Below are 25842 nucleotides of genomic sequence, written 5' to 3' on the forward strand. Positions count from 1 at the left end.
CTCCCCGGTTAAACTTCTCCGAGACCCAGTGTCAGCGCGACCGTGACATTCTCGATCAGAAAATGGTGCCAGCTTCTAGTGATGTTTCTGCTGTCGCCGCTTTCGAGAGCGCGAGGCCAGCCATGCCCATCCTTGTCGTGCGTGAGAGCGTAGTTGAGGAGAGCCATCAGTCCCGGCCGCGTCTTGGGACGGATTTCGCACAGTGCGCAAGCGGCTTCTATCTCCGCGTCGAACGCCTTGAGCAACGCGCGTTCGCTGGCAATCCAGCGCGGATCGTCGGTCTCCACAATGAACTCGTCCTCCCAGGGGTTGACCTCTGACTGGCGCTTCTCCAGCGGGATTTCCTGTTCGAGCTCCGAGTGCTTACTCACTTCTTTCGCAAGTCGCTCGTGAATGTGCTTATGGGCTTCAATCGCCGCGAAGATCGGATCGTCTGATGCCGGCCAATTGTCCGGCAGCGCCGGCCTGAGGCCATTGTCCCGAGGACTTATGTTGCCGTATCGAGGATCTTTCCAGTCGACCCTCACAAGATCCAAGACACGCGCCGCCCGGCTCGAGGGCTGAGGTAGATCACGCCAATCGCCTTCACCACGGAAATGCCAGTCATGGCCGGCATTGTCGGCCCAGATGTATTTTTCGGCGTCGACGCCCATGTGCGGCCAGAGCTCGAGGCACAGCAGACGCCGCTCCATGTGCAGCCAGGACGCGTAGGCCTCGAGGGCTCGGCGATCCGGTGCCTGCATAGCAGGAGCGGGGACGGGTGTGGCACCTGCCAGCGAAATCGAAACGAGTGAGTTCACGAGAAGCCTCCTGCTTATTGCCCCGGGCACAGGAATGCCTGAGTAGGCGGATGGTTCTGGCCGCGCTGATCCGGGCTGACATGCGTCGCGCCCGCTTTCCTGCTTGGGGGAAGATGATGAAAATAGTCCGGCGCCCGTGGCGCCATTAGCTACCGCGTTGCTCATGTCGTGTCTCAGCTTTGAGTGTGATGATGGACTGAGCCGGTCCGCCCCGGCTCAATCAGCGTCTGATGTCGGCAAGCTACGGTTGGTTTCACCTCCTTTCGAGTTTGCCGCCCTTGGCTCTGGAATGACGCCTAGTTGGTTCTCCAACCGTACAGGTCGGCCCAGAGCGGTTCGGTCTTGTCGAGGAAATCAGTGAGAGCTTCACTCTCGAGGTGCTCGATCTCCCGGGATTCGGTTGTCGTGAAGTCGTCGTGTTGGTAGTTGAGGCGCCCCCCTACGACGGCAAAGCGAACCGCCAGCTCGCCGACGAACGCTTGCTGCTCCGGTGTGAGGCGAGCCCAGGCCGATGCAGCATCAAAGCCGGTCACTTCCTTGAACGTCGGCAGCCGGTCATCCGGCGAAACGGACGCAGGAAGCGCGAGGCGAGCGTCATTGAGCGAAGTCATGGTCTTTCTCCTCAGAAGGTTGAACGGCGCACACCCTGTTGCGGGCGGCCGTAAGCCGAAACTAGAGAGGTCGAGACAGCGAGACCATGGCGCTGGCGCCAAGCCGTTAGCTGCTGGGCGACGTGGTCTCGGTAGAGCTTCGCTGCCTGGCGCAGATAGCGGGGAGCGGTCGAGCCAAAGGTCCGCATGGCTTCCCGGCGGACGAGCGCCTGATAGACATCGCGGTTGAGCCTGCCCGTCTGCTCGTCGGTGAGGTTGGCGATCGTGAGGGTGGCTGAAGGCATAGCTCCGCCGTTCACCGGAGAGGTGCTTTTGCTCATCTGGGTTGCCTTTGGGCTGCGGTCTTGATACAAAATGGATCATATCAATGATCCAAAAAGTGTCAAGCAGGAATCGAGATGATTTCGATCGAACAGATAAGAGCCGCGCGAGGACTACTGGGTTGGTCTCAGACCGATCTCGCGGAAGCCGCAGGAAGATCGTTGCCTACCATCAAGCGCCTAGAACGTGAGAGCGATGACGGCTCGGCCGTGTCCGAAGATGTGCGGGATGCAGTCCGTGCTGCGCTCGAGAAAGCCGGCGTCGAGTTCATCCCCGAGAACGGAGGCGGCGCCGGTGTGAGGATGAGGAAGCGGAAGCGTTGATTTTTTTATTCAGAGGTACCCCACCCCTTTTGGGGCCCCAGCCCTCCGACTTGCGAGCAACAAAAGGGCATTTTCCGCAGTGCAGTCAGACGGAAAATCCCACGAACTTACGCACCCCATAAAAGAGGGACTTATTTTGCCCTAAAATTCAAGATTCCCCTATTTTTGAAGCGTGAGAAATCATCTTGAAAATCGAAATAAATCGAATTTTCGGGCTCGCGTTGGCAATTTCCGTTCTGCCCGTTCTCTCAGCCCGTGCCGACGACATAATCGGGCAGGCCAGCGTGATCGACGGCGACACGATTGAGATCCATGGCCAGCGCATCAGGCTCTGGGGTATCGACGCTCCGAAGAGTGACCAGCTCTGTCGGAACGACGACAGCAAGCTGTACCAGTGTGGGCGCGTCGCGGCGACGGCGCTCGCCGGTTTGCTATGGGCCATCAAGCGGCCCGTGAGTTGCTCTCCGGTTGACCGAGACCAGTACGGGCGCATGGTGGCAACGTGCTCACTTGGAACGCCAGGCCCCGATATCGCGCATTGGCTTGTCTCCAACGGCCACGCTCTCGATTGGCCGAAGTACTCCAAGGGCAAGTATGAGAACGCCCAGCGCAGCGCAGAGAAGGCCAACCGCGGGATATGGGCTGGAAGCTTCATTGAGCCTTGGCAGTACCGCGCTTGCGTCAAGGCGGGCGGCAGGCCGGCCATCTGTTCTGATGAGGCGGCCGACCACCGATGAGCCCTAAATTTTGAGGATCTGCCGCACTCGCGCCTGTTCTGCCGACTTCACCAATATTGGTAAGCGGATTACTCCTTTCGCCCTCGCTACAGCTAGTCTGTGGTTGCCGCCGGCAATGACCAATTGCCCATCGCTGGTGGGAGCGAGCAGGGGCGGAGTCATTAACCCACCTTCTGACCAATGCACTATCGCCCGGGCCGCTTTATTGGGGTCGCCGATGCTCCAGACTTGGGCAGCGGTTCGGTGCCACCAAGGCGTTAGCGCTGCATCGATATTTTCCAGGAGGACATCGGGGATGACCACACATTCATTTTCCTCAATGCTATCCGGATCCGCCCCGTCAAACACACGGTAGAAGTTCGCAGGAGATAGATCCCAACGCACATCAAATGCAGGCCAAGCTTCTAGAGGGCGCTCTTTAATCTGGTCTGCCGCGCTTCTGATTCTAGCCCTCTCCTGCAAGCGAGACTTTGCTTCTTCGTATGTGCAGTTCGTGTTCAGAATTTCGAGCATCTCTTCGGATGTCAGGGGACGGCCAACGGTTTCCTTGAGGAAAGCTTGCTGGTCTCTAACTTTTTTTGCCATGGGCTGGATTCTAGTTACCTTAGGGTCCTTCGAGCTTAGGCCGGCCGATCTTTGCCGTGAGCTCGGCAATCCGCTTGTTGTCCTTCGCCTTGATCGCCTTTCGAAGTTCCTTCAGATCGTCTTCATCGAACCCAGCCTGTCGGCGCGTCGACCTTTGGGCAGAGGCCTTGGGCGCTGACCCAAGTCGCTCGCCGAACCTGCGCTTGGGTTTCTCTGTAGTTCGACTGAGGACAAGATCTTCCCAACTGCCGGCCAAGTCCTTTGTCTGCCTCGATCGTGGTCGGGCTGGGGGCGGAGGGCGCCTTAGCTCCTCGAGCGTCTTTATGCCCCGCTCGATTACTCTCTCGGAATGCATCCCACCGAAGGCCGGCTCCTCGCCGAGAACCTTATGCGCCGCCAGACGGAGCGCACCCTTCACAATATCGTCGAAGCCGTCCTCGCGCCGCCAGCGACGATAGCGCCAATCATCGTCCGCCGAATGATCCATCTCGGCTTGTGGCAAGCATAGCGCCTCCTGCAACTCCGCGGCGGACATCCCCCGATCCGCCTGTTTCTCGAACTTGTTGATCGCCTCCACGACGAGAGCCAGACGGCGGATGAGATAGACCGCTTCCGTGTCGTTGCCCGCAATCGTACGAAGCAACGCGGCGGCGAATTGAGACAGTGCACTCTGGACTTCGCTTTTGGCCCACTCAATCTGTCGATCGGCGCGAGCATTCGGGTTGCCGCTGACGAGCCTCAACTTAGGAGACTTCTCCTCGTTGTTGTCATCGTCGCTGCCTGCCACAAGCTTCTCCCTTCTGCCGGGCCCAGAATGCAGCTTATGGCCTACGCTATCTACTTGCTAGAACTTCGCACTGAGCTGAAAACATGCCTTTGAATTTGCTTACGAAAGTGGATTTAAGCGCCCTAGGTCCGAACAGCCCGCCATTGCGAGGACGCGACTGTTGCTTTCGCTCGCCCGTTCCGGTTGAATCCCCTCTAGGGGAGCTTTGCCATGAACCGATTATATTTGGTCTATTGCCCTGTACTGCGCGTTTCCGCTCTGCTTGCCGCAATAGTCCTGTCGGGCTGCGGCGTGGTCCGAAACGTTCAGGCCAACAATTCGTACGACGCCTCAGTAGCCGCCTATAAGGATTGCCTGACTAGCTCTGGGGCAACCGGCTGCGAGGCTCAGAGGCTCGCAATGGAGGCGGACAGGCAGCGGGTCGAGGTGGCAAGCTTGAGGGGTGGAGGGGGCAATGCGCCCTACGTCCCGCCAGTCGCGGCGACAAGAGCCGATCCTGTGGTGTGCAACACCATGCGCACCGGCATCATGAGCACAACGACCTGCAATTGAGCTCTAAACGGCCCATCCCGCGGGGCAACGCTCCCGGTCAACGTGTATTCTGCACGTTGCGCAATTTTATACTTCCTGCGCCGGCCAAAGGCTGATAAGGTTATATTGTCTGTGACTTAGGCGGGGGCAGCATGGTTGTACGCTCTCATCCCCCCATCGCTCTTGCAGGAGCGCGCTGCAGCGCTGGCGCCTGTCAGACGATAGATTTGCCCGTTTGGCGAACCACACAACCCGCCCTCCGCTCGGCACTTTCACGATCCTTTCCCCTGAGAGTTGTTAGCTTTACCGCACCTCGAATTGCGAGCAGGGGCAATCGCCCCCGCTCAACCTCGCTTGTGATTGCTATTTCAGGAGTAACCACATGGACAGCAAAGAGATTATCGACGGCCTGAGCACTGTTTTCAGGCTTGTGGCATCATCCTCTTCTAGCGCAACTCTTTCTGTAGTCGGACTAGCCCTTCTCTTGGTAGCCGGCGCCCTCGCCTATAAGGCGGCCAAATCCAAGCCCGATGACTTTCCCTCTTCGATGAAGGCAGCCCTTTTCCTCTCATTGATAGGCGGCATGATCTTTTCCGCTTCGGGGCCGAGCCTAGCACTGGTGAAAGCTGCATCTATTCCTAGGATGACCAGCGACCAAGCATTCAAGAACCTTCAAGACAACTCCGAAGTAAAGAATGTCGTCCGCCTGATTGCATATGATCCAGAAGTTGAGCCCGGGCTTGCCATCGATCGCCTGACCAAGCTGGGACCCAAAGATCAGCTATACTCGTTTGTTGCAAGCTATGACGAACTGGTCGGCTACAAGGTGTCGGACGCATTAGCTAAGGTCGGTGCGAGTAACAGGGACATCAAGCGGGTTTCCGCAATCATCTTCCCTCTGAAAACGCCTCTATTTCCCGCCAACGCTCGAGGCCTTCTGCAGGTGATCAAAGAGGTCGAAAGTCGCGCGGAAATCCAAACGCTGTTAACAAAAAAATTCTTAGACGGGACAAATTCCCTGAATAGTGACCAGGCAAAGGATCTCGCGATTACCAGCATCCCCTCCTACAAATGGGATGATCAATTTGGCAAGACATATCCCCACTACTGTGCACTATCCAACCAATTCGCATGTAACCCCTCGACCTACTCTGCCCATGCATATGTTGGCAGTATATCGCATGACTGGCATCCTCTTGGGTTTTCTCAAAATCCGAGAGAGGATCGATGCAATCTCCCGACCACAAAATACTGTGAGTACACCAGCCGGGAAGCGGCAGAGCGGGACTACCGCAACAAGTTTGGAGCTCGGGCGTTTCTGATCCGAAATTTGGAGATCAACAAGATACCCGGACGCAGACTGATAGATTTCGATCGGCCATATGACCAAGTGATCCCTGAGATCGGCAAAAATTAGAAGCTTGTGCTTACGTCGTTGAAATTCCGACACCGCAACGACAGTCGGCGACTTAGATGCGCAGCCTTAAAGATTACTGGCAAGGTCGCGCATTTCCTTGATCAAGGCCGCCATGTGCCGTCGCTCCGCGAGCCGTCGCGCTGAGTAGCGCCCGTGCTTGAAGGCATTCTGGTTGCCCTTCGGAGCGCCTGGCGAAAGGCCTCCGTGCACCCGACAGCGCCCGTTAGGCATTGCCGGCGACTGGCAGGGCTTCCCGCTTCTGCTCTTCGTTCTCGCGCCGCACCGGGGAGCATTCTGCATATCCAATAGCATGAGGTTGAGCCTCCAAATTTTTCATAGACCCCCCTGGGGTAACCTGGCCGACGATCGCTTGGCCGCCCTGGTAGACGTGCACATGCTCGACGACGACCTTCTGCTGACCCTTGCCGCGGTACTTTGATAGAGCCGCGGCCTGTTCGGCGTTCGCTTTCGTCAGCTTGGCGGCCAGCGTCAGGTTCATCTGCTTTCCCTCCAAGCTCTGGTCAGGAAGCATCGCCCGGCGATAGCACTCCATGGCAGCGGCGTGAGACGCAAAGAGCTGGGCTGCCATCATGCCCTCGATCGTGTCCTTCGGGTTCACCCCCGCCATGAAGGAAAGAATGGCGGTCCTCTTGTCGTCCAGATCCTTGCCCGGCTGCGGGTTGCGTCCGTACCAGGCGGTACTCATGACCTGATTGCAGAGCATCAGATTCCACTGGTCCGACTTCGAGCCACCCAGGTGCTTCAACTCGGGCACGCCGGTGTCGAGCTCATCCGGAGGTGGGCAATAGGCAATGCCCGCCTTGGTCTCTGGTGTCGCTGGGAGCTGCTCGGTGTTGAGCGCGCTCTTGTTGACCTTGCGCTTCATTCTCAGATGATCCTCAGAAGGTAATTGAGGATGATGGTCGGCTGGGCGAGAGAGAAAGCCGTGCTAGTGCCACCCTGCGCCGTGCCTGTGAACGTCGAGGCGCCCTGCGACGCCGTAATGGTCGCGGCGTTTGCGCCAGCCGAAAAGGCACCACCCCCTGTCATATTGGCGGCCAAGCTGACGGCGTTATGCGAAATGGAAATAGCTCCGTTCGTGATGGTGCCCGCCGGGGTGTACGGCGGTAGATTGGCGGTCGCGAGCGTCTTGGTGTCAGCGCCGCCCGAGCCGCCCAACGTGGTCGGTCCGCCACTCGTAATACTCGTCACACTCAACCGCGAGGCCGCCGAACCGCCCATGTCGTCACGGCCAGCAATCACCCGCCCGCGAAGATCGGGAATGTTGAACGTGCTCGATCCGTCGCCAGTGCCATATGTGGTGCCCACCAGACTGAAATAGGTGCTGTAAGTCGTGCGGCTGATCCCCTGCCCATACGCCAGAACAAACGAGCTATTGGGAGCCGTCGAGCCGGTGAATGGAAGCACTCCGCCGACCGGAAGCGAATAGGGATTGCCGTAGAAGCCGCGTAGATAGAACGCCGCATCGCTGTTGTTGTAGACCGCGACGTAGGGCGTGCCCTGGACGAGATGGCCGGCAGCAAGCTCTGTGCTGGGGGCCGAGCGCAGCGGCTTGGCGCCCAGACCGTCAACGTTGAGCGTGGTCGTGCCCGTGTTCGTCGTGTGCGGGGTGAATGCGATCACCTGATTAGCCAGCCGGGAGAGGCTGTCGAAGCTCTGGTAAGACGCCACGGCATAAGCAGCGCCCGTTCCAGTCGCCGCAATCGCGCCGGAAATATCGTCCCGATACTTCGCAGCCGAGGCCATCAGGGCTCTTACGCTGTCATTCACGGCTGAAGGCGCCATTCCCTCAGCCATATTTATGGCGACATCCCCGTTGCCGTTAGCGTTGCTGTTTGCGGTCTGAGACCACCACGCCAACCCGCTCATGCGTGCTCCTGGCACTTGGCAATGACGGGATAGGTCCGCACCACCCGATCACCGTCCAGGCGCAGCGGAAGCGGCTTCAGGCGCCAGTGCAGCGCCGGGTCAAAGGGCTGATTGTCCTCGTTCTCAATCGGTAGCCACACGCCGCCACGATCGTCCTTGGCAGGCTTAAAGCTGGTTGCGATGAGCTCGCCGTCGATGACCAGGCAATACTGCTGCTCGCCGAGGGGAGAGCCGCCGTCTGCTTGGAGGCGGTCAACGAGCGCTTGTCTGATGTAGTCCGATTTCGATTGGCAACGCTGGCTCGCGGCCCTGTCGATCGCCTTTGAAAGGTTCGAAGGGGCGCGAAATTGGATCAGTTGCTCGAATGTGGCGGCGTCGTCCATCGTTCGTCCTCATGCAGATTGCATGTGATTGTCGGTACGAGCGATAGAGCTTGCCCACCACTTCAAGGCTGCTGATCTTGCGGACTTTGCTGCTTCTGCGACCTGCTCTCGCGTACCGGTCGCAGAACTCTAACACTCGCAATCTCCAAAGGGCTGGGCCTCGATGAGGGCGTAACGAACGGTTTCTGTCGCCCGTGAACACATTCACTCAGCGGTTCAGGGTCTCTGGCGGTCACATCAGCCGCCGCTCAATAGCTCTGTCCCCGTGGGGATAAGGTTGAAAAGGCCTTGGCGAGGAGGGAGCGACTCTGCGGCAGCATGACGCAATGCCGCGTTTGCAGGTGGCGCGAGGAAAGTGTACTCTCTGGTTGTATTTTAAGTATTGCTTAGGAGGTAGAAGGTCATGCGAATCCTTATTACCTTGCTTGGGCTTATCTCGTTCGGCGCGAACGCGTTCGCAACCACGATGGAGTGTAAGCTAACTCCCACCGGGGAAGTTCTCGTCAAATTCTTGAATCCTGAGTGGAAACCCGGTCAGTGGAACAAGGATTGCCCACCTTTCCCAGTGCAAGAGGCAAGGTCAATTGGCGTTGCGCATTGCGAAACCCACGATACGGGAGCTCGGGCGATTACCTTTAGTACTGGAGCTACCGCGTCCATCGCACCCAGACAATCAATCGGTAATTTATGTGATGGCCGCATGCGAACCGGGTGGTCATTGACGCCGACTACTCCCGCCTGCTCACGAGCTGATCCGAATTGCGGGCGCGGGGGGCCAGCGAATGTCCCGAAGGCGCGCGGACATATAGAAGACGAAGAAACCGTTTGGAGCGGCTGGATGGACCTGCCGCCGTGCACTAGAGTCGGAAGTTACAAGGATGACTACGGAAACACTTGGCCCAAGGGCGGACTCGAGTCAGCTCGCCAAACCCTTACCGGCAAGGTGACCGCCGACGTAAGCGCTCCGGCCGAAGTTTGGAACGAAGTTCAGTCAAAAATCAGGAGTTGTGGAGAGACGGCTGCAGCAGCAGCGGGTTTGGCCGGTCTAATGTCGAATGGTGCCGCGGCTTGGGCAACATTTCAAACGGCAATGAAAGCCTGTATGGCAGGGTATGCACCGCATATCGCATCCATGCGACTAAGCGTGGACAGCCATTGCGAGTGGTGAAGTTCAGCGCATTGGCTCTCTTATCTCTTGGCTCAACCGTCGCTGGGACTTTCGCAGACCGAAGCGTTCGAAGTACTGAGCAACTTCCGAGCTCGAATGGTCGCCCGCGTGGTAAGCGGCGAGAGCCGCCATATCGCCATCCAGAAACATCGCCAGCGCGACCTGGCTGACAACCCAAACGCCACCCCCGACACGACGCCCGAGACCATGCTGAGGGCACCAATTCCGGATCGTAGTCTCCGACTTGCCAGCGCGCTTCGCAGCCACGGCGAGGCTGATGCCCTCCCGGGGATCGTACGGTGTGAGCACCCGCCATGTTGTCTGCTCAGCGGATTGCATGCTGACCTCCACACAGGAGTACAGCGCCGGACATCGGCTTACGTCGATACGTTAGGTTCGACCCCGACGGCCGCCGGAAAGCCGCCGTCTGCTCGGTCAATACGAACACGGTCCCGCCACCAAGCAGCATCGTCAGGCCCATTGCGTCGTACCGGCATCCCGGCGCAACGGGATGGACACCGAACAGCTCCAGAGCGGTCCAGCCGAGATCGCAAGCGGCGCGATCCCAGTTTGATAGGAAGCAATCGGCGTCGCCGACCACCTGGGACCATCGATCTGCGCCGGCCCACTCGGGTGCTTGCATTCGTTTCAGCTCCTGCAGAATTGCATGCCATCCGGCTGCGTTGCCCTCGAAGACTTGCGCGTTTCGCTCCTCTTCAAAATTAGTGGTGGCAGTGGGGACACTGGGGACACCCGGCGTAACCCACTCAAATTCCGACGTTTTTCTGTCCCCTCTCGTCGTCGGGCACTGTCCCCACTCGTTTTTGAGTGGGGACACGATCGTTTCGCGAGTGGGGACAAAAAAGTCGTTGTGCAGCAGGGGCTTCTCGGAAGTGTCCCCACTGCCACCGCTGTCCCCACTCATTTTCATGAGGGCCACGATGTCCTGGGAGAAGGCTTGCAAGTCATGCTTCATTCGCATCCTCCAGGAAGGTCGAGCGGATGTGATAGAGGCGCATCTTCCCGTGGTCGGGCACCCGGACTGACTTCGCCGTGTGGGAGCCTTCGCCCTCGATGTAGCCCTTCTGCCTCAGCGTCGCCGCCACACGCCGCGGGTCGAGACCGGCGCAAATTTCCTTCCACGCCGTGGTGGTGACGTAGAAGTCCCATCCATCGCCCATCTGCTGCCTGAAGCCGGCGACATCGCGCGCCTGCATCCCCTTGGGCGGGTGCTCTTCCCACGCGGGGATGAAGCGTGACATCCCGTCCTTCAGAAGGAAGGTCCTCACCTGCTCCATACCAGCGGCCGTCTCGGCGGCTTCATGCCCGCCGCGTGCTGCGAGCCATTGCTCGAAGCACAGGGCTGCTGCCTTCACGGCGTCTCCCCGCGACCAAGGCGAGATCTCGTACAGGGTCGCGATCTCGCCGCCGGCAGCGATCAGCCCGAAGCGCTGGGCCACTCGGCCAACCTGTCCGTCCGCTCCTGACGGCACATAGGTGTCGCAGAAGCTCTTCACGACTTCCTTCACCGTCTTTCGGATGTCCTCGATGTGCGGAACGATGGCCGCGAGATACTGCCTCGCGGCGACGCCGTAGTGCTGCTGGGTCGCGGTTTTCAGGTGAACCGCAAGCGAGTCCGGCGAGGTGAACCCGTGCAGCTGTTCGAACATCCCCATGCCAGCGCCGGCATCGGCCGACACGTCCACGATCCGGATCTGCTGACCGGCCGCCAGGCGCTTGCCACGGCCATCCTCGGCAACCTTGTCAGACAACCCGATTTCACCGGACGACAGGAAGAGGACGCGCCACTTCGCGGCCCGACGGGCCGAGCCGTCCCGCGTGCTGCGGGACTTACCCGAGCCGTTCGCAAGCATGTAGGCGGCTTCGCCGGCATCCTTCGCCGCCAATTGGGACAGTTCGTCCAAGCACAGCAACGTGTCGCAGTGCGCGAGTGAGACGCCCTCCAGGCCGTTGGCCGTCGATCGCCATGAGCGGATGTAGCCATTGGTATCACCGCCGCCCCAGACGCTGCCGGCGACATGCAAGGCCGTGCTCTTGCCCGTCGATGAGGCGCCCTTGAAGTGGATGCCACCACCCTCGGCTGCGCACGGGCCGACCAGCGGCCCTGCGAAGGCAGCGGACAGCGCCAGCACGAGCCGGCTGTTGCCGACCGCGTACCGAGCTACGTTCTGTTGCCAGCTCTCCAGGCTGCCCGCCTGCCGGAACGGGTGTTCGTGGGCAGACGCGCTCTGCAGCAGCAGGAGGTCTCGATCGTCAACGGCGAAGCACTCGTCTGGCATGACGAACGAGTTGCCGTGCCAGCCCACGCGCTGGGTAGCCCGAGCGCGCTTCGGCGATCGCACCTGAAGCAGGAATGAGTTGAACAGGTTGCGAGCGGTGTTGCTGGGCGAGATGAAGAACCCGCCATCCATCAGGATCCGCCGCGCCTCCGACCCGTCCCCCGCCAAGGTTGCCCGCGGCAACGCAAACTGGTGCTCGCGGCCGTCGTGATCGCGCCAGCGCAACAACACGCCCCAGCTTGCGCCATCCGTGTCACGGGTCTCCGCCGCGACGTCGAAGTGGCCGGCAACCAAGATCGCGGGCTTGTCCAGATCGTCCGGATTGCTCCACATCAGTCCCCGATCGGAGAAGCTATAGCCAGCCGGCAGGGCCGACTTCTTCTCGGCCCGGGCCTGGATGTGCTCCTCCTCCCGGCTCAGCTCTTCCGCCGGCTTCCATTCCTCGGTCCCCCGAACCCTATCCTCGAGATCCTGAAATGAGTGCCCGGCTTCGAACCAGTCGGAGACGTCCTGCTTCTTCTCCAGTTCTGGGAACCGCACGACACGCACGGTCTCAGCCACGCCTAAGGCGAGCGCCGCCTTTGCATCAGCGTGATCCGATCCCTCGTCATCGTTGTCGGCCAGGATCACGAGGTGCTTGCCCGCGAAGTACTGCTCGCACCCGGCCGGCAACCCATCGCCGGCGCCGCCGAACGTGATGGCGCAGCCGCCGCGCTTGCCGACGGAATCGACGTCCTTCTCGCCCTCGGGCCAGAAGACCGTGCTGGAGCTGTCGAGATCACCCGCCAGATAGGGGACGGACTTGTAGCCATCGGGCTTGCGATACTGCCAGCCCGTGGTGCCATCGACGTCTGCAACGCGATAGGCGTTGAAGGCCCTCTGCTCGCCCTTGGTCATGATCTTGATGCGAACAGGCACGCCGCCGCGCTTGTAGATGTGGCGTCGCTTCTCGTTGTCACGCGGGCGCGGCCCCTCGTCACCCGCCACCATGAAGCGCGGCTTGCCGTCGTCATCCGGCTTCGTCCGCGCGGGTAGGACCGGCGCGTCTTTGGCCTCGGCCGGCGTCGCTGCGACGTTCGCGGTCGCCTTCGGTTGGGGATCGCCCACGTTGCCGGTCAGGTTGGTCGAACCAGCAGACTGGACGTTCAACATCGACGCGAGATCCCGCGCCGCATCCAGCTTCGACTTACCGTCGAGGTACGCCTTGAGGTCGATGACGTCGCCGCCCTTGTCGCCGGTGGCGAAGTCGCACCACACGCCGCTCTTCAGGTTGACCTTGAAGCTGCCCAGCTTCCCGTCGTTCCGGGTCGGGTTTCGCGCAACCCACTCCCCGGATTCGCGCCGTCCGCCGGGCAGCAGCTGGGGGATAACGAAATCCAATGCACCGAGGGCCGCCGAGCTGACAGCCTTGAAATCGACGCGCTGGGCGTTGTTGAAGCTATTCATGATCGTTCCCATTAGCGGAGCTCTCCCGCTGAAATCTTTGCGGCTCGCCAGCACTGGGCCGACATGCCAGACACGTTCTTGCATCGCGTGCCGTCTGGCTCGATCTCACCTTGCAGGTGGAGCTCGGAGACCCGCGGCCTGACACTGAGGAAGCTGATCTCGAGACGAGCAGCGATCTGGTCCGGCGTGAAACTCGCCGGATGCTCCGATCGCAGGAACTCGAGGACGCGCTCGCGAACGGTGGTGGCACGCTCCGTCAGTTGCCGCGCCGCCTCGCTGCTCGGACCGACGGCTTTGAAGCCGGGGCTATCGGGATAGCTCATTGCTGCACCTCGCTTCCGAGACCGGCCAGGTTGGCGATCAGATCAGCGAAGGCCGGGTGCACGCGGTAGCGGCGGGCTACGAACAGGCCGGCTTGGCTGCTCGGCGTCAGGACGGTGACGCGCCACGAGAAGAGCGGCAGGTCAGAAACGGATTGAGATTGCCGGATGCGTTTGCTATGTCTTTTCATGTACGATTTCCTGGAAGCCCGGTGCGCACGATCAGATCCGCCAAGATACGGATCGTGCAGCCGGGTTTTCTTTTGAGGGATGGTGTCAGGCGACGCGAAGCTCAGAGGTGGACCTGACCAGCGGTCCGATCTTCCTCTGTGCCCAGGCGTCGAGGCCGGAGACGGGGTAAAGCGGGAAGCGCCCAGCGAGCCGAAAGGGCGGCCCTTCCGAGCTGACGCAGGCTAACTTCGCGAGCGTCTTGGGGGAGCAGGGAACGTTGTACGTGTCGGTAACGTACTTGGCGGCATCCTTCCTTCGAAGGTGGCGCTCAGTGAGATGTGCTTCTTCAGTGTCCATTGTGGTCTCGCATAATCACGGATCAATCTCCGTGGGCGCGAGGTAAATGGAGCATCGAGAAATCCGCGGTAAAGATACGCGACTGAAATCGCTGCGGATTTGGCCCGCGCATTAGCCGCCTATTTGGTCGCAGCTATCTGGACCTTGTCTCGCCGCGCTTCCTGCGAGGGAACTTCTTGCGGAGTTCGCGGACCTTGTCGCGCCCGACGCCCAGTGCCTGCATGTGGGCGACGTCCTGCTCCTCAGTTGGGATATAGCCCTCTGGCTGCTGCTCTCGCCAATGCCGGAAGGCGGGCTCGATCTTCCCCGCAGGCAGACGGGGGCGAGCTTTTGTGGGCTCCTCTGTTGGAGGAGGAACGGTTGACGTAGTGACAGGCTTGGGAGCTTGCCAATCGTCGGCGAGGCCGCCAGGAGCGCAACTCATCAGGCTTTCGCGAGTGACGAAAATCCATTGGAAGGGGTCACTACCGATCCCGAGATTGTATGGATCATCTGGTCTCAACTGGCACAGGTCGAACCGGTCACGAATGCGCTCTGATTTCCACCACGATCTAGGGATGGGTGTCGGATCGCCGCCAGCCTTCTCGCGAATTGCTGTGATCAGGAAGCTCGCCTCTGCAAGCTGCACTATCCGGTCCTGCACTTGAATGAGACGACGTAGGCGGGGTGCTTGCTCCTGTCTTAACCTTTCTACAATCGTCACAGCATCCATCCACTCCTTCCCAGAAAACTCGAACGACTGCTGGTAGGGCTTAGGAGGCTGTCGGTTGTATTCCGGATGGTGCTTGACGAGCAGATCATGGACCAAGCGAGCACGCCAACCCGACCTCTCCGGAAAGACTGTGAGCTTCGGCAATGGGTCGATACACGGCTCATCACCAGTCCAGTCAGATCCGAACATCGATCTGCCGATCACATGTACCGCGCGGCCCAGAAAGACGTATGAGGTATCGTCTTTGGGCCAACCTAGTGACTTCTTCCAGAACTCAGCCCTCATGCTGAGTTGTTTCTGAATCAGCTCGAGACTCATCGCACTTCCGCTTGTGCTCCGCATATGACGACGCGGCAGGCTGGTGCGGACCAGCTTTTCGGGAGCTACCCTAGCCGCGCCGATGGGTCAGGCCTTCCGAAACGGGACGACCTTGCTCTGTTTCTTCCCGTTCATGGCGTCATCGATGTGCCTTGCGATCCGGTCGGCAGCTGCGAGCAGCGCCGAATCGATCTTGTGAATGTAGCCCATCGTCACATTGCCCGACTTGGAATGGCCGATGAGGGCCTTGATCGTTGGTATGGTGTAGCCAAGATCCTCGGCGGTGGAACTGAAGGAGTGGCGTAGACCGTGGCTGGTGATGCCAGGCACTTCCTTCGCAGACACTTTCTGAAGCCATCGCGTCAATCCGGTATGGTGCTTCGACTCGGTCGTGATGGCAGGAAACACATACTTCGACTTAGACTTGGCCATCGCCACCTTCAGGACCGCGATAACGGCGGGCCCGACAGGGCGGATACTCTTGCCGGTCTTGCTGTCGCCCAGGCGGAGGGCCATTCCGGAGGTGTCGACTTCGGTCTTCAGCAATCCCTCTACCTCGTCCAATCGGCAACCCGTCATGGCGGACGTCCGGCTCGCAAGGACCCGCTGCCAGTGCTCGCCATTGGCCTCGGCGGTGGCGAGGCACTTACCCAAGCGGCGATACCCGGCGTCATCTAGGCGCCACTCTCTGGTTTGATCTTTCGGACGCCGAATGCCGCTCACCGGATTGTCGGGCCGATAGCCCTCGTCGACGGCATAGCTGAAGATGCCGCCCAAAAGGCCCATCGTCCTGGCCGCGGTCCCTCTCCCACCAGTCACAATCGCCCGGCCCCGGGTTTTGGTCTTCACGTCGGCCGCGGATTTGCCGGCGATGATGTCACGTTGGAGCCCCTTCGCGTCTGTCGAGGTGAAGCCCTTCACGGTCTTCTTGCCGACTAGCTTGATGATGTGGCGCTCGATGCGACCCTTGTCGCTGTACAGCGTCGTCTTGCTTTTAATCTCGCCCCGGCGGGTCAGGATCAGGCCACGCTCGGCCTTGTCGAGGTATTCCCGGCAGAGTTCCTCGACGGTCATTGCGCCGCGGGCCAGCTTCTTGGTTTCCACCGGATCTGCGCCGCGGACAGCATCCGCCAGTGCCAGCTTGGCGTCGCGGCGAGCTTCTTCAGGGGTGAGGACGCCATACCGGCCCAGAGTAAGCCGTCGGCTGCGGCCGTTCGCGTTCCGATATTGCACTACGAAGGACTTCGCGCCGCTCTTCTTGACGCGCAGGCCGAACCCCGGCAACTCCTCCTCCCAGAGGAACAGATCCTTGCCGGTCGTTTCCGCCGCATCGACAGTGCGTATCGTCAGCTTCGGCAACTTTCCCTCGGGTAAGCACTGGGTAAGCAGACGCCGGAAAACGAGGGAAATTCGGAGTAACGACCGTAGCCCCCCAAATCAGGCTAGTTTTAGCCTATATGTGGGGATCAGCAATTCCAAGGCATTTCAGGTAAGCAGGGGCAATTTCCCCACCTTTGCCCTCCGAAGGCAAAGGTCACACGTTCGAATCGTGTCGGGTGCGCCAGTAAATCAACTAGTTGCTCAGCTCCTCATTCTTCTCGAAGAACTCCAGGTAAGCACTCACAAGATCGGTGAAGGCTTGCGTGGCTTCGTCCACCGCTTCCTTCAGCAGTGGGGGGACGTTTGTTGGCTCTCGGGTTCTCGAAGCATAAGGCCAACAGAGCCGCGGAGTTGCGAGCCGGCGCCGTCTCTCGGCAGGTTTGGGTCTATCATTTGATGCTGCCCCCGGCCCGGCAGATAATGTACGGTTGGTCCAAGTATTCCTTGCGAATCTGGCAACGATCGGCAGAAATATGCAATGCGGGTCTCTTTGGGGCCGCGCCGAACGGCCTCAGCGTCCGAGCCAGCCCCGGAACCTGCTTGAGGCCGTTTTGCGTCTCGTCAGGCACCTATGGCATGAGCCTTGCTAAAGCTGGGCTAACTGGGATTTCAGCGCTCAGTTCGAGAATGGAAACGCTGCCGGGACACCAATTTCGAGCCCGGCAGCGTTCGATTCACGGCCGCGTGTACGAAACCACTTAGGGCGGCCCGTGAAGCGAAACTGAAACAATACAATCCGATGCTGTGGTGACACGTCTACGGAGGCTCAGATGCGTAGCCTGATTTTTGGTGCGGCTCTCCTGGCGCTGGCAACGATCGGATGTTCGACGTTTATTTCCGCCGCCGTTTCCGCAGCCCGGGATGCAAAAGCCGCAACATTCTCAGATCGGTTTGCACCGCCAACCAAGGCCCTCTCGATGAGCTAGGCGCCGCCAGTGTGAATCGGAGGGCTTGCCGCCCGTCGTTCTCTGGGCCGCAGCCCCCTCGCTCTGTGCCGATCGTGACCATGCGCAGATCAGCGATCAGACACCGAACAACCGAGTTGGTGCGCGGAACGATTTGCCGGAGGATTGGAAGGCAACGACTGGATGCAAGCGGCCGGCCTGATGCCGGTCGCCACAGCTATTTGCCTGTTACCCGCCGGAGGAACAGCGTATTGGACAATGACGTCCAGGATGGCTTTCACGACGGCCACATCTCTGCTGCCTGGGGTCGCGAGCCATAAATCCGCAGGAGCCCTTAGCGCGGGGTGAGCTGCTCGGTGCGGATCACAGGCCTGGTTTCCCCCTGGTCGTAGTTCCTGCTCGCGATCAGTTCGATTTTCCAGCGGTACTGCTCGAACGTGCCTCTGACGTCCGTTTGACGGGTCCCATCCTTTGCAGCGCGATCGAGCAAGGCAGCCCAGGTGACGAAGCAAAGGACGCGCTGTTCGCTGTCGAACATCGCAAACGCGATACCTTCGAAAAGCCGGAATTCGATATCGCGAGACGGGTCGGTAGTAAGGGGCATTTTGAAATCTCCAATAGGCAATCCCTCGATTTTGGTAGGTTCTGTCGTTCCTCACAAGGGTTCGACTGTGAAGCCGCCTGCCAAATCCACGCTGTGCGGATGCAGCAGACCACGCTTCAGGAGATGGAGCGCACCCAGATGACGCATGATGCTTGGTCGCCGCGGGGGCGTTGAAGGTGGCCGACACCGGCGCGCTTCTGCGGGGCGCACGACTACGCTGGGGAGGATTATCTCGATTACAAGTTCGGCGAGTACCCGGCCACGCTGACTGACCTCGAGAGAGCAGCGCACACGCAGCGGATGAGAGAGATCACGCGTGCTCTGGGCTGGCGCACGTATACAGTGGACGAGCTCGAGGCGACGATGCGCGACGACTTTCGCATTCGGATCGCGCCGGTTCGCGGCACGGCGACGGCTGGACGCCTAGGAAGCGCGGGCGGCCGGCAGTTATGATACCCTAGCCAAGACGCCGCTCATCGCAGATGTGCCGCTATAGAAAGGTGACGATGCGGAATGGATAGACGCCTTAGGAGATGAGGAGCGAATCGCGACCTCCTCGCTATTCGCGCGGCGATTAAAGGATCTCGCGGAGACCGGCCGCCTCACAGCGAAGAGCTATCGCGATATCTCATCTAGGCTTAGGTCGGCGTCGAGTTCCATTTTCGCGATCAGTGAGCGAGATCCTGAATCGCGAAAGGCTGCCCGGAAAATACAAACGCCCCTCACGTCAGCATCGCGACAATCGCCTGGATCTGGTCGGACGCCGTCGTCACCAGCCCGTCATATGACGTCTGGCCGTGTGCGGCCGCGTTCAGGATGCATTCGGCGACGGCGGCCTTCAGGCCGAACACCGATTGATGGGCCGGTACGCTCGCCATCACGGTTTCCAGCGCTTGACGCATCGTGTGAATGAGCTCGGAGCTGTATTGCATTGGCTTGTCCTCCGCGACCCCATATGAGGTCGCGCGGCTATGCTTGCCACTCACAAGCCTGAGATTCTTCTTTGAAGAACTCTCAGGTGAACGCCTCAGTTCAAACGCCAGATCGCCGCATTGAGCACGCCGGCAAACGCGACCCAGGCTGCGTAGGGCACGAACAGGGCGGCGGCGAGCCTGTCGCGTGACAGCTCCAGAGCGATGTAAGCCACGATCGCGACGAACAGGCCGATGAGGATGACGAGTGCGGCGCCGATCTGGTGCATCGTGAACATGACCGGAGACCAGGCAAAGTTCAGCGCCATCTGCGTCGCCCAGGCCAGCATCGCCTTGCCGCTGGGTTCACGGCGAAAGGTCCGCCAACCCGCAATGGCGATCATGACGTAGAGAACGGTCCAGGCGATCGGGAAGGCCCAGTTCGGCGGCACGAAGTCCGGCTTGGCGAGGCCCGCATACCACGCGCCGGGAAGGTTGGTGGCGCCAATCAGCCAGCCGATGCCGACCACGCCCGCCACGAAGACCAACAACTGCAGCATCCCTCACCTCGCGCTTCCCTTCGCCCGATTGTATCATCTCTGCATGAGCGATTCCGACACGATGACCGGCGACGCATCGCCCGTGCGCAAGATCATCCACATCGACATGGATGCCTTCTATGCGTCGGTGGAGCAGCGCGACAATCCGGAGCTGCGCGGAAAGCCGGTCGCAGTCGGAGGTTCGGCGGAGCGCGGCGTCGTCGCGGCCGCGAGCTACGAGGCGCGCAAGTTCGGGGTGCGCTCGGCGATGCCATCGGTGACGGCGAAGCGGCAATGTCCGGATCTGATCTTCGTCAAGCCGCGCTTCGAGGTGTACAAGGCGATCAGCAGGCAGATCCGCGACATCTTCGCCGAGCACACTGATATCATCGAGCCGTTGTCGCTGGATGAAGCCTATCTCGACGTGACGGAGAACCTGCAAGGCATTCCGCTGGCACGGGACATCGCGCTGAAGATCCGCGAGAAGATCAAGGCGGAGACCGGTCTCAACGCCTCGGCGGGCATCTCCTACAACAAGTTTCTGGCCAAGCTCGCCTCCGACCATCGCAAGCCCAACGGTCAGTTCGTGATCTCGCCGGAGATGGGGCCCGCCTTCGTCGAGACGCTTCCGGTCGGCAAGTTCCATGGCATCGGTCCCGCGACCGCCGCGAAGATGAACGCGCTCGGCCTGTTCACCGGTCTCGACATCCGCAACCAGACGCTGGACTTCATGAACGCGAATTTCGGCAAGTCGGGCGCGTATTACTACTGGATCTCGCGCGGCGTCGACGAGCGCCCGGTCCGGGCCAACCGGATCCGCAAGTCGATTGGGGCGGAGAACACGTTCTCGACCGACCTCGACGCACTCGACGCGCTCGCCACCGAGCTCAGGCCCCTGGTCGACAAGGTCTGGCGTCACTGCGAAGCGACCGGCAATCGGGGCCGCACCGTCACCCTGAAGATCAAGTTCGCCGACTTCGAGATCATCACGCGCAGCAGGTCCGTCGCGCTGCCGGTTGCGAGGCGGGACGATCTGGAACGGCTGGCCTTGGGCCTGCTCGAAATCGAGATGCCGCTGCCCAAGCGCGTCAGGCTGCTGGGCGTCTCGCTGTCCGCGCTGCAGGCCGGCGACGAGGCCGAGCCGCAGCTGACACTCGGCATTTGACCGAGCCGGCTGGCTCCCCCGCCAAACGCGACATCTTTGTCCGCGACGCGGCCCAAAACCTGTCGTAGAGACACCAAAACACGCTTTTTCGCGATTGATGCTGGGATGCTTGCTTTATTGATACGCCTCGGTCTTCGCTTCGAAGACCGCATCGAGGAACGCCGGTTCGTCGACCAGTACGTCCGAGGCAGTCTCGGCTGGACGCAGATCGCGATGCTGCTGGGTGCGGCCACCTATGCCGGCTACACGCTGTGGGATTGGGTGCTGTATCCGGAGGTGGTTCCGACCACGCTCGCCATCCGCGGCGGCACCGCCCTCTTCATCCTGCTGCCGCTGACCGCGCTGCTGTCGCGGCGCAGGATGAAGCCCTGGGCCGAGACGATCTTCCTCGTCTATTGCGTCATTCCCGGCTGCATCCTGCCGAGCATTTACCTCTTCCTGCCGTCGGGCTTCACCTTTGCCGCGCCCGGCATGATGATGATCATCTTGTTCGTCTCGACCATGCTGCCCTTGCGGATCGGCTCGCTGGCGATCTTCTGCCTGCTCTCGTCGACGGCACTGCTGGTCGCCGAGACATTCGCCGAGACGATGCCGGCGGGCTTGAGCTTCATCAATCACTCGCTCGTCGGCAACGCCTACGCGTTATCGCTCTATGCCGTGGCTGCGCGCGAATTCCGGGCGCGAAAGCAATTCCGGACGGCCGAGGCGCTGCAGCGCGAGAAGGAACGCTCGGAGAAATCGCTGCGCGAGCTGCGCGCGACCCAGGAGCAGCTCGTGCAGGCCGAGAAGCTCGCCTCGCTCGGACAATTGGTGGCCGGCGTCGCGCATGAGGTCAACACCCCGCTGGGCATTGCCTTGACGACCTCGACGACCATGCAGGCGGACCTGCAGACAATGGCCGACGCCTTGGGCGGAGCGTCGGTTCGGCGATCCGACATGACCAAGGGAATCGACAGGCTCAAGCAGGGGCTCAACCTGACCTTCGAGAACCTGCACCGCGCCTCCGAGATGGTGCAGAGTTTCAGGCAGGTCGCGGTGCACCAGGCCGACGAGGACCGGCGCAGCTTCGAGCTTCGCGATTGGCTGTCGGAGTTGACGTCCAAGCTCGGGCCGTTGCTGTCGCATCATGGCCTGACGGTCGAGGTGCAATGCCCGGCGGGAATTACGCTCAACAGTTACCCCGGGGCGCTCGCGCAGGTCATCAGCAACCTCGCTCTCAACACGGCCGGGCACGCTTACCCCGACAAGAAGGGCGGTAGGTTCGTCATCACGGTCAGCCAGACGGATTCGAAATCAGTCCGTCTCGTCTGTGCCGACGAAGGCGTCGGAATCCCCGAGCACCTGCAGGCGCATGTGTTCGATCCATTCGTCACGACAAGCCGCGAGAAGGGCAATGCCGGCCTGGGACTGCATATCGCATTCAATCTGGTCAGCTCATCGCTCAACGGGCGCTTGCGACTCGAGAGCAAGGCGGGTCCGGGCACTCGGATCGTCATCGAGATTCCCGTCGAAGGAGCGTTACAGGACAATAGCAAACAGGCGAGACCTGACGCCATTGCGAGCAGTTCCCAATGACTGCATGGCAGGCAGACTGTCTTCCTTTGACGATCTTCGAGGCAGTGTCTGACATCAACCTGACAGACCAGCCTCGATTTCTTCGACGCACCGTTTGCATTTCATTGCTTCTCGTTCATGCACAATCGGTGCGAATCTTTTTGCGCACGCATTTTGCTCGCGCCATTCAAATGACACGTACTGACGGATAGTCGTCAGCGTTTCGCGGCGTTGCTCACGCGCGACAAGTTCGACGTCACTCATGCGCGGCGATCCGCGCATGAGCGGCGTCCGATTGATCGCACATGCATGAAGCGCGCCTCGCATGAAATCATAAAACATGAAACGTCATTGGTTCACCGTCTCGCTTTCGAACTGCGCCTGAAGTTTTCGTCGTTCGCCGCTCGAGGAGCTGATCGTGACTCAACTCAACATGCATTTCTCCGAGGACGAGCAGTCTCGGAGGGTACGGAATGGTGCGCTCGCCGCAGTCGTCACGCAGGTCGTGCGCCTTGCGACGCAGACCGGATCCGTGATCCTGCTCTCGCGCCTGCTGACGCCGATCGACTTCGGTACTTACGCGATGGCCTCGCCGGTGCTCGCCTTCGCGGTGCTGTTCCAGGATCTCGGCCTGGGACACGCGACCGTGCAGAAGGACGAATTGACCCAGACCGAATTGAGCGCGCTGTTCTGGGTGAACCTCTCGGTCGGCGCGGCCCTGGCCGTCACCCAGGTGGCGCTATCGCCGCTCGTCGCCAGGTTCTACAGCGTGCCGAATCTGGCGCCACTGACCTCGGGCATGAGTGTCACTTTGCTGCTCAGCGGCGCCGACGTCCAGCATCTGTCGTTGCTGACGCGCCAGATGCGGTTCTGGACGCTGGCAGGCCTGGAATCCGCGGCCGCACTGACCGGACTACTGACCTCGGTCGTGGTCGCGCTGGTCTATCACAGCTATTGGGCCATCCTCGCCGGCAGCCTAGCATCGGGTCTGATGCTCGCAGGCGGCGCCTGGCTGAGTTCGGGATGGTTGCCGTCGAGACCCGGCTCGATCAGGGCCGCACGCGACATGCTGACGTTCGGGCTCGGCGTGACCGGCTACAATTTTGCGGAGTTCCTTTCCCGCAACACGGACGGGGTGCTGATCGGCAAAGTCTGGGGGACAGCCTCGCTCGGCGCCTATAACCGCGCTTACCGGCTCCTGCTGTTTCCCCTTCAGCAAGTCAGCAACCCGATGGTGCGGATCATGCTGCCGACGTTGTCGGGCCTGCTGAAGGAGCCTGAACGCTATCGGGAGTCGTTTCGTCGCGCGGTGCTGCCGGCGTTCCTCCTCGTGCTGCCTGGCGTCGCCTTCATGATCGCCTCCGCCGATACGCTCGTCGAAACTCTGCTGGGAGACCAATGGAGCGAGGCGGCGCCGATCTTCGTCGCGCTCAGCATTGCCGGCCTGCTGCAGACCAGCAACAGCCCCGCCACCTGGCTGTTCCTCAGTCAGGGCCGTGCCAAGGAATACATGCGCTGGGGCCTGTTCAACGTCTCAACGTCCATCGGCGCCTTCATCTGTGGACTGCCGTTCGGCCCGGTCGGCGTCGCCATTGCATATTCGATCAGCGAGTGCATACGCACGCCCATCCTGTGGTGGCTGATCGGACGAAACGGCCCCGTGCGCCATCGAGACCTCCTGAAAGTGATCGGGCCTCATCTCGCCGGTGCCCTCGCATCTGTCGGAGCTGCGTGTCTGCTCCATCGCTGGCTGCTCGCGCATTCGATCGGCGGGATTCCCGATTTGGCAGCCTGCTTCGGCCTGTCGTATGCCGTCTCGCTCACGATCGTCGCGCTGTTTCCGGCCTGTCGCGGAGAAATGCGGCGCTACGCACAGAGCATTGGTGGCGGGTAATGCGATCGGCGCCGGATCGTTCGCAAGGCGGCGGATCTGATTTGCCACGTCGCGATCATGCCATGGACGTGCGCCACGGGACTGATCCGTATGTCACCGTGGCGCACGTGTCTCAAACGTCCGGTTCGGGGCTGCTCAATGCCTCACTTGCTCGAACACGATGACCACGCCGGTCGGCTCGGGCTCGTGCGCCATCAGGCGCGTCAAGTCGGAGTCGCCCCAATCGGCGAGACTGACGACTTCACCGCTCTGGCGGTCGGTGCCGAGCGAGGGTGTGGGCTCGAGGACCTTGAGGCCCATCTCGTCGACGAAGAAGGTGTGCTCGCCGAACATGCTGTTGAGCTGCGGCATGGCCGGATGTTCGTCGGGCAGCACCTGAGCGCCGAGTTGGTTGACGGTCTGCTTCACCTGTTCGGATGTGAGCTTCATGAGCTGCTCCGTTCTTTCACGTCGGGTTTCAGTGGACTGAGCCAGAGCGGGCGTTCCCTGCGCCGATATGCGCCTGGCTCAGACTCCCGAACAGGTGCTGCGCACAAATGTTCCTGAGAAATCCAATTCGTGATCGCGGGTTTCATCCGCCGCGCTGACGGCACGGGATTGCCACAGGATGCACACGATCTCCCGAGAGGTGCGTCAATCGACGGCTTCGACGATCCGGATGTCGCGGTCGGCGCCGTCTCCGAGCAGATCGTGCGCCTTTTGATAGGCCGGGCTCGCATACGCCGCCTTGGCACTCTCGACGCTGTCGAACTCGATGAGAACCACCCGTTCCATCTGGCCGAGTTCGAAGACGGCAGCCGGCATTCCGCGCGCGATGACACGACCACCCGCCGCTTCGATGGCTTGGCGCGACACGTTGACATAGGCCGCCATGGCATCGGGATTCTTGATCGCGCGGTAGGTGGCAACCCAATAGGCTTTGGCCATTTTGTTCTCCTGGTTCTCTTGAGCTAATGATCACTGCTATTTTCGCCGACCGACAGCGCACAGATGCGTGACAGATACGTGTAAGGCAGGCTGGTCTCCTCAGCCCAGGCGTTGAACTGCGCCTGCACCTTGGCGAGATCGCCTTTCGATTTCACCTCCTCGGCGATGTCGAGGCCCGCATCGCGCAGGCAAGCGACGACGTCCCTCGAGGTCACGAAACCGTCCCAGCCGACGAAGCGCAGCAGCATCTGGCCGGTGTTGCCGCCGAGCCGGCTGCCGCGCTTGGTGAGGAGATCGAGCAGGCCGACCTCGTCGGACGACGGCCATTTCGCCAGAAACTTGCCGAAGCTGCCATGCTCCTTCGCGATCTCCTGGACGAAGGCGGCGTTGTCGCGCACCGACATGATCTTGGCGCCGTTGCGGACGATCCGCGCATCGCGCAGCAGGCCTTCCCAATAATCCTCAGGCTGGAAGCTGAGCTTGGCCGGCTGGAAACGCAGGAAGGCCTCTTCGAAGCCGTCCCATTTGGTGTCGATCACGCTCCAAGCAAAGCCGGCGCAGAACACCCGCTTGGTCATTTCCGCGAGGATGCGGTCGTCGCCGAGCTTGGCCAGCCGCTTCAGGTCCGGCTTGGCCGGCATCAACTTCTCCAGCGCCTTGGGCCCACCCTTGCGTTTCTCGGCGCGGGCACGAATGGTCTTGAAGGGGGGCATACGGAGATCCGTGTTGAGGGCGCGCTACGACATCAGAATTCAACAATACGGTCCAGTCCCGAGGTGATTGCGC

General features: G+C 60.8%; 29 protein-coding genes. 7 read left to right on the top strand and 22 right to left on the bottom strand.

Going from position 1 to position 25842, the window contains the following annotated elements:
• Positions 1-8: 8 nt before the first annotated feature.
• The 3 genes from LPJ38_RS03145 to LPJ38_RS03155 all read right to left on the bottom strand — a co-directional run bounded on the left by LPJ38_RS03145 (position 9) and on the right by LPJ38_RS03155 (position 1731).
• On the bottom strand, positions 9-800 hold the full coding sequence (locus LPJ38_RS03145) for a hypothetical protein (RefSeq protein ID WP_145630596.1): 792 nt from the start codon (positions 798-800) through the stop codon (positions 9-11).
• 296 nt (positions 801-1096) lie between these two features.
• Complete coding sequence (locus LPJ38_RS03150; RefSeq protein ID WP_145630595.1) at positions 1097-1411, bottom strand: hypothetical protein; 315 nt, start codon at positions 1409-1411, stop codon at positions 1097-1099.
• 11 nt (positions 1412-1422) lie between these two features.
• Positions 1423-1731 carry a hypothetical protein gene (locus tag LPJ38_RS03155; RefSeq protein WP_145630594.1) on the bottom strand — a complete coding sequence of 103 codons (309 nt, stop codon included), beginning with the start codon at positions 1729-1731 and terminating at the stop codon, positions 1423-1425.
• A 78-nt stretch (positions 1732-1809) separates the two neighbouring features.
• On the opposite strand from LPJ38_RS03155, the gene LPJ38_RS03160 reads away from it, so the two are divergent.
• Complete coding sequence (locus LPJ38_RS03160; RefSeq protein ID WP_145630593.1) at positions 1810-2055, top strand: helix-turn-helix domain-containing protein; 246 nt, start codon at positions 1810-1812, stop codon at positions 2053-2055.
• A gap of 185 nt (positions 2056-2240) precedes the next feature.
• Entirely contained in the window at positions 2241-2792 is a 552-nt protein-coding gene (locus LPJ38_RS03165) for a thermonuclease family protein (RefSeq protein ID WP_430640286.1), read from the top strand.
• Positions 2793-2795: 3 nt separating this feature from the next.
• Here the strand turns inward: LPJ38_RS03165 and LPJ38_RS03170 are convergent, their stop codons facing one another.
• Positions 2796-3377 carry a ParB N-terminal domain-containing protein gene (locus tag LPJ38_RS03170; RefSeq protein ID WP_145630592.1) on the bottom strand — a complete coding sequence of 194 codons (582 nt, stop codon included), beginning with the start codon at positions 3375-3377 and terminating at the stop codon, positions 2796-2798.
• 19 nt (positions 3378-3396) lie between these two features.
• Positions 3397-4164 carry a hypothetical protein gene (locus LPJ38_RS03175; protein ID WP_145630591.1) on the bottom strand — a complete coding sequence of 256 codons (768 nt, stop codon included), beginning with the start codon at positions 4162-4164 and terminating at the stop codon, positions 3397-3399.
• 913 nt (positions 4165-5077) lie between these two features.
• Between LPJ38_RS03175 and LPJ38_RS03180 the strand changes: the two genes are divergently transcribed.
• Entirely contained in the window at positions 5078-6112 is a 1035-nt protein-coding gene (locus LPJ38_RS03180) for a hypothetical protein (protein WP_145630590.1), read from the top strand.
• Positions 6113-6178: 66 nt separating this feature from the next.
• Here the strand turns inward: LPJ38_RS03180 and LPJ38_RS37900 are convergent, their stop codons facing one another.
• The 10 genes from LPJ38_RS37900 to LPJ38_RS03225 all read right to left on the bottom strand — a co-directional run bounded on the left by LPJ38_RS37900 (position 6179) and on the right by LPJ38_RS03225 (position 16536).
• Entirely contained in the window at positions 6179-6424 is a 246-nt protein-coding gene (locus LPJ38_RS37900; protein ID WP_145630589.1) for an HGGxSTG domain-containing protein, read from the bottom strand.
• Positions 6336-6998, bottom strand: a complete 663-nt coding sequence (locus tag LPJ38_RS03185) for a hypothetical protein (RefSeq protein ID WP_231088567.1) — start codon at positions 6996-6998, stop codon at positions 6336-6338. The genes LPJ38_RS37900 and LPJ38_RS03185 overlap by 89 nt, the downstream gene beginning before the upstream one ends.
• A gap of 2 nt (positions 6999-7000) precedes the next feature.
• On the bottom strand, positions 7001-8002 hold the full coding sequence (locus tag LPJ38_RS03190) for a phage tail protein (protein ID WP_145630588.1): 1002 nt from the start codon (positions 8000-8002) through the stop codon (positions 7001-7003).
• The gene (locus LPJ38_RS03195; protein ID WP_145630587.1) at positions 7999-8385 is read right to left on the bottom strand and encodes a hypothetical protein; all 387 of its coding nucleotides are present in this window, start codon (positions 8383-8385) and stop codon (positions 7999-8001) included. The genes LPJ38_RS03190 and LPJ38_RS03195 overlap by 4 nt, the downstream gene beginning before the upstream one ends.
• A 1493-nt stretch (positions 8386-9878) precedes the next feature.
• Positions 9879-10529, bottom strand: a complete 651-nt coding sequence (locus tag LPJ38_RS03200; RefSeq protein WP_145630585.1) for a hypothetical protein — start codon at positions 10527-10529, stop codon at positions 9879-9881.
• A complete protein-coding gene (locus tag LPJ38_RS03205; RefSeq protein ID WP_231088568.1) occupies positions 10519-13299 on the bottom strand; it encodes a DUF927 domain-containing protein in 2781 nt (926 codons plus the stop codon). Before LPJ38_RS03205 ends, LPJ38_RS03200 begins: the two co-directional genes overlap by 11 nt.
• An 11-nt stretch (positions 13300-13310) precedes the next feature.
• Complete coding sequence (locus LPJ38_RS03210) at positions 13311-13622, bottom strand: hypothetical protein (RefSeq protein ID WP_145630583.1); 312 nt, start codon at positions 13620-13622, stop codon at positions 13311-13313.
• A complete protein-coding gene (locus LPJ38_RS03215) occupies positions 13619-13810 on the bottom strand; it encodes a hypothetical protein (protein WP_145630582.1) in 192 nt (63 codons plus the stop codon). Before LPJ38_RS03215 ends, LPJ38_RS03210 begins: the two co-directional genes overlap by 4 nt.
• A gap of 470 nt (positions 13811-14280) precedes the next feature.
• Positions 14281-15177: a hypothetical protein gene (locus tag LPJ38_RS03220; protein WP_145630580.1), complete on the bottom strand. Its 897-nt coding sequence runs from the start codon at positions 15175-15177 to the stop codon at positions 14281-14283.
• Positions 15178-15264: 87 nt separating this feature from the next.
• Positions 15265-16536 carry a tyrosine-type recombinase/integrase gene (locus tag LPJ38_RS03225; protein WP_145630579.1) on the bottom strand — a complete coding sequence of 424 codons (1272 nt, stop codon included), beginning with the start codon at positions 16534-16536 and terminating at the stop codon, positions 15265-15267.
• Positions 16537-17327: 791 nt separating this feature from the next.
• On the opposite strand from LPJ38_RS03225, the gene LPJ38_RS03230 reads away from it, so the two are divergent.
• Complete coding sequence (locus LPJ38_RS03230) at positions 17328-17483, top strand: hypothetical protein (RefSeq protein WP_167520356.1); 156 nt, start codon at positions 17328-17330, stop codon at positions 17481-17483.
• Positions 17484-17796: 313 nt separating this feature from the next.
• On the opposite strand, the gene LPJ38_RS03235 is transcribed toward LPJ38_RS03230, so the two are convergent.
• The 3 genes from LPJ38_RS03235 to LPJ38_RS03245 all read right to left on the bottom strand — a co-directional run bounded on the left by LPJ38_RS03235 (position 17797) and on the right by LPJ38_RS03245 (position 19537).
• Positions 17797-18066 carry a DUF1488 family protein gene (locus tag LPJ38_RS03235; RefSeq protein WP_145630578.1) on the bottom strand — a complete coding sequence of 90 codons (270 nt, stop codon included), beginning with the start codon at positions 18064-18066 and terminating at the stop codon, positions 17797-17799.
• Positions 18067-18788: 722 nt separating this feature from the next.
• On the bottom strand, positions 18789-18998 hold the full coding sequence (locus LPJ38_RS03240; RefSeq protein WP_145630577.1) for a hypothetical protein: 210 nt from the start codon (positions 18996-18998) through the stop codon (positions 18789-18791).
• Positions 18999-19093: 95 nt separating this feature from the next.
• Positions 19094-19537: a TspO/MBR family protein gene (locus LPJ38_RS03245; protein ID WP_145630576.1), complete on the bottom strand. Its 444-nt coding sequence runs from the start codon at positions 19535-19537 to the stop codon at positions 19094-19096.
• A gap of 43 nt (positions 19538-19580) precedes the next feature.
• Here LPJ38_RS03245 and dinB point away from each other — a divergent pair, with 43 nt between their 5' ends.
• Entirely contained in the window at positions 19581-20681 is a 1101-nt protein-coding gene (gene dinB / locus LPJ38_RS03250; protein WP_145630575.1) for a DNA polymerase IV, read from the top strand.
• Between the two features lie 105 nt (positions 20682-20786).
• Positions 20787-22256 (top strand): sensor histidine kinase, encoded by a 1470-nt coding sequence (locus LPJ38_RS03255; protein ID WP_145630574.1) that lies wholly within the window; start codon positions 20787-20789, stop codon positions 22254-22256.
• A gap of 54 nt (positions 22257-22310) precedes the next feature.
• On the opposite strand, the gene LPJ38_RS03260 is transcribed toward LPJ38_RS03255, so the two are convergent.
• Positions 22311-22499: a hypothetical protein gene (locus LPJ38_RS03260; RefSeq protein WP_145630573.1), complete on the bottom strand. Its 189-nt coding sequence runs from the start codon at positions 22497-22499 to the stop codon at positions 22311-22313.
• 154 nt (positions 22500-22653) lie between these two features.
• Here LPJ38_RS03260 and LPJ38_RS03265 point away from each other — a divergent pair, with 154 nt between their 5' ends.
• Positions 22654-24129, top strand: a complete 1476-nt coding sequence (locus LPJ38_RS03265; protein ID WP_145630572.1) for a lipopolysaccharide biosynthesis protein — start codon at positions 22654-22656, stop codon at positions 24127-24129.
• 135 nt (positions 24130-24264) lie between these two features.
• Here the strand turns inward: LPJ38_RS03265 and LPJ38_RS03270 are convergent, their stop codons facing one another.
• From LPJ38_RS03270 to LPJ38_RS03280, 3 genes are all read right to left on the bottom strand, one after another.
• Positions 24265-24558, bottom strand: a complete 294-nt coding sequence (locus LPJ38_RS03270; protein ID WP_145630571.1) for a hypothetical protein — start codon at positions 24556-24558, stop codon at positions 24265-24267.
• A gap of 204 nt (positions 24559-24762) precedes the next feature.
• Entirely contained in the window at positions 24763-25056 is a 294-nt protein-coding gene (locus tag LPJ38_RS03275; protein ID WP_145630570.1) for a DUF1330 domain-containing protein, read from the bottom strand.
• 23 nt (positions 25057-25079) lie between these two features.
• Entirely contained in the window at positions 25080-25769 is a 690-nt protein-coding gene (locus LPJ38_RS03280) for a DNA-3-methyladenine glycosylase I (protein WP_145630569.1), read from the bottom strand.
• Between the last annotated feature and the right edge of the window lie 73 nt (positions 25770-25842).

Origin of the sequence: Bradyrhizobium daqingense, from assembly GCF_021044685.1 — a bacterium.
Lineage (GTDB): Bacteria > Pseudomonadota > Alphaproteobacteria > Rhizobiales > Xanthobacteraceae > Bradyrhizobium > Bradyrhizobium daqingense.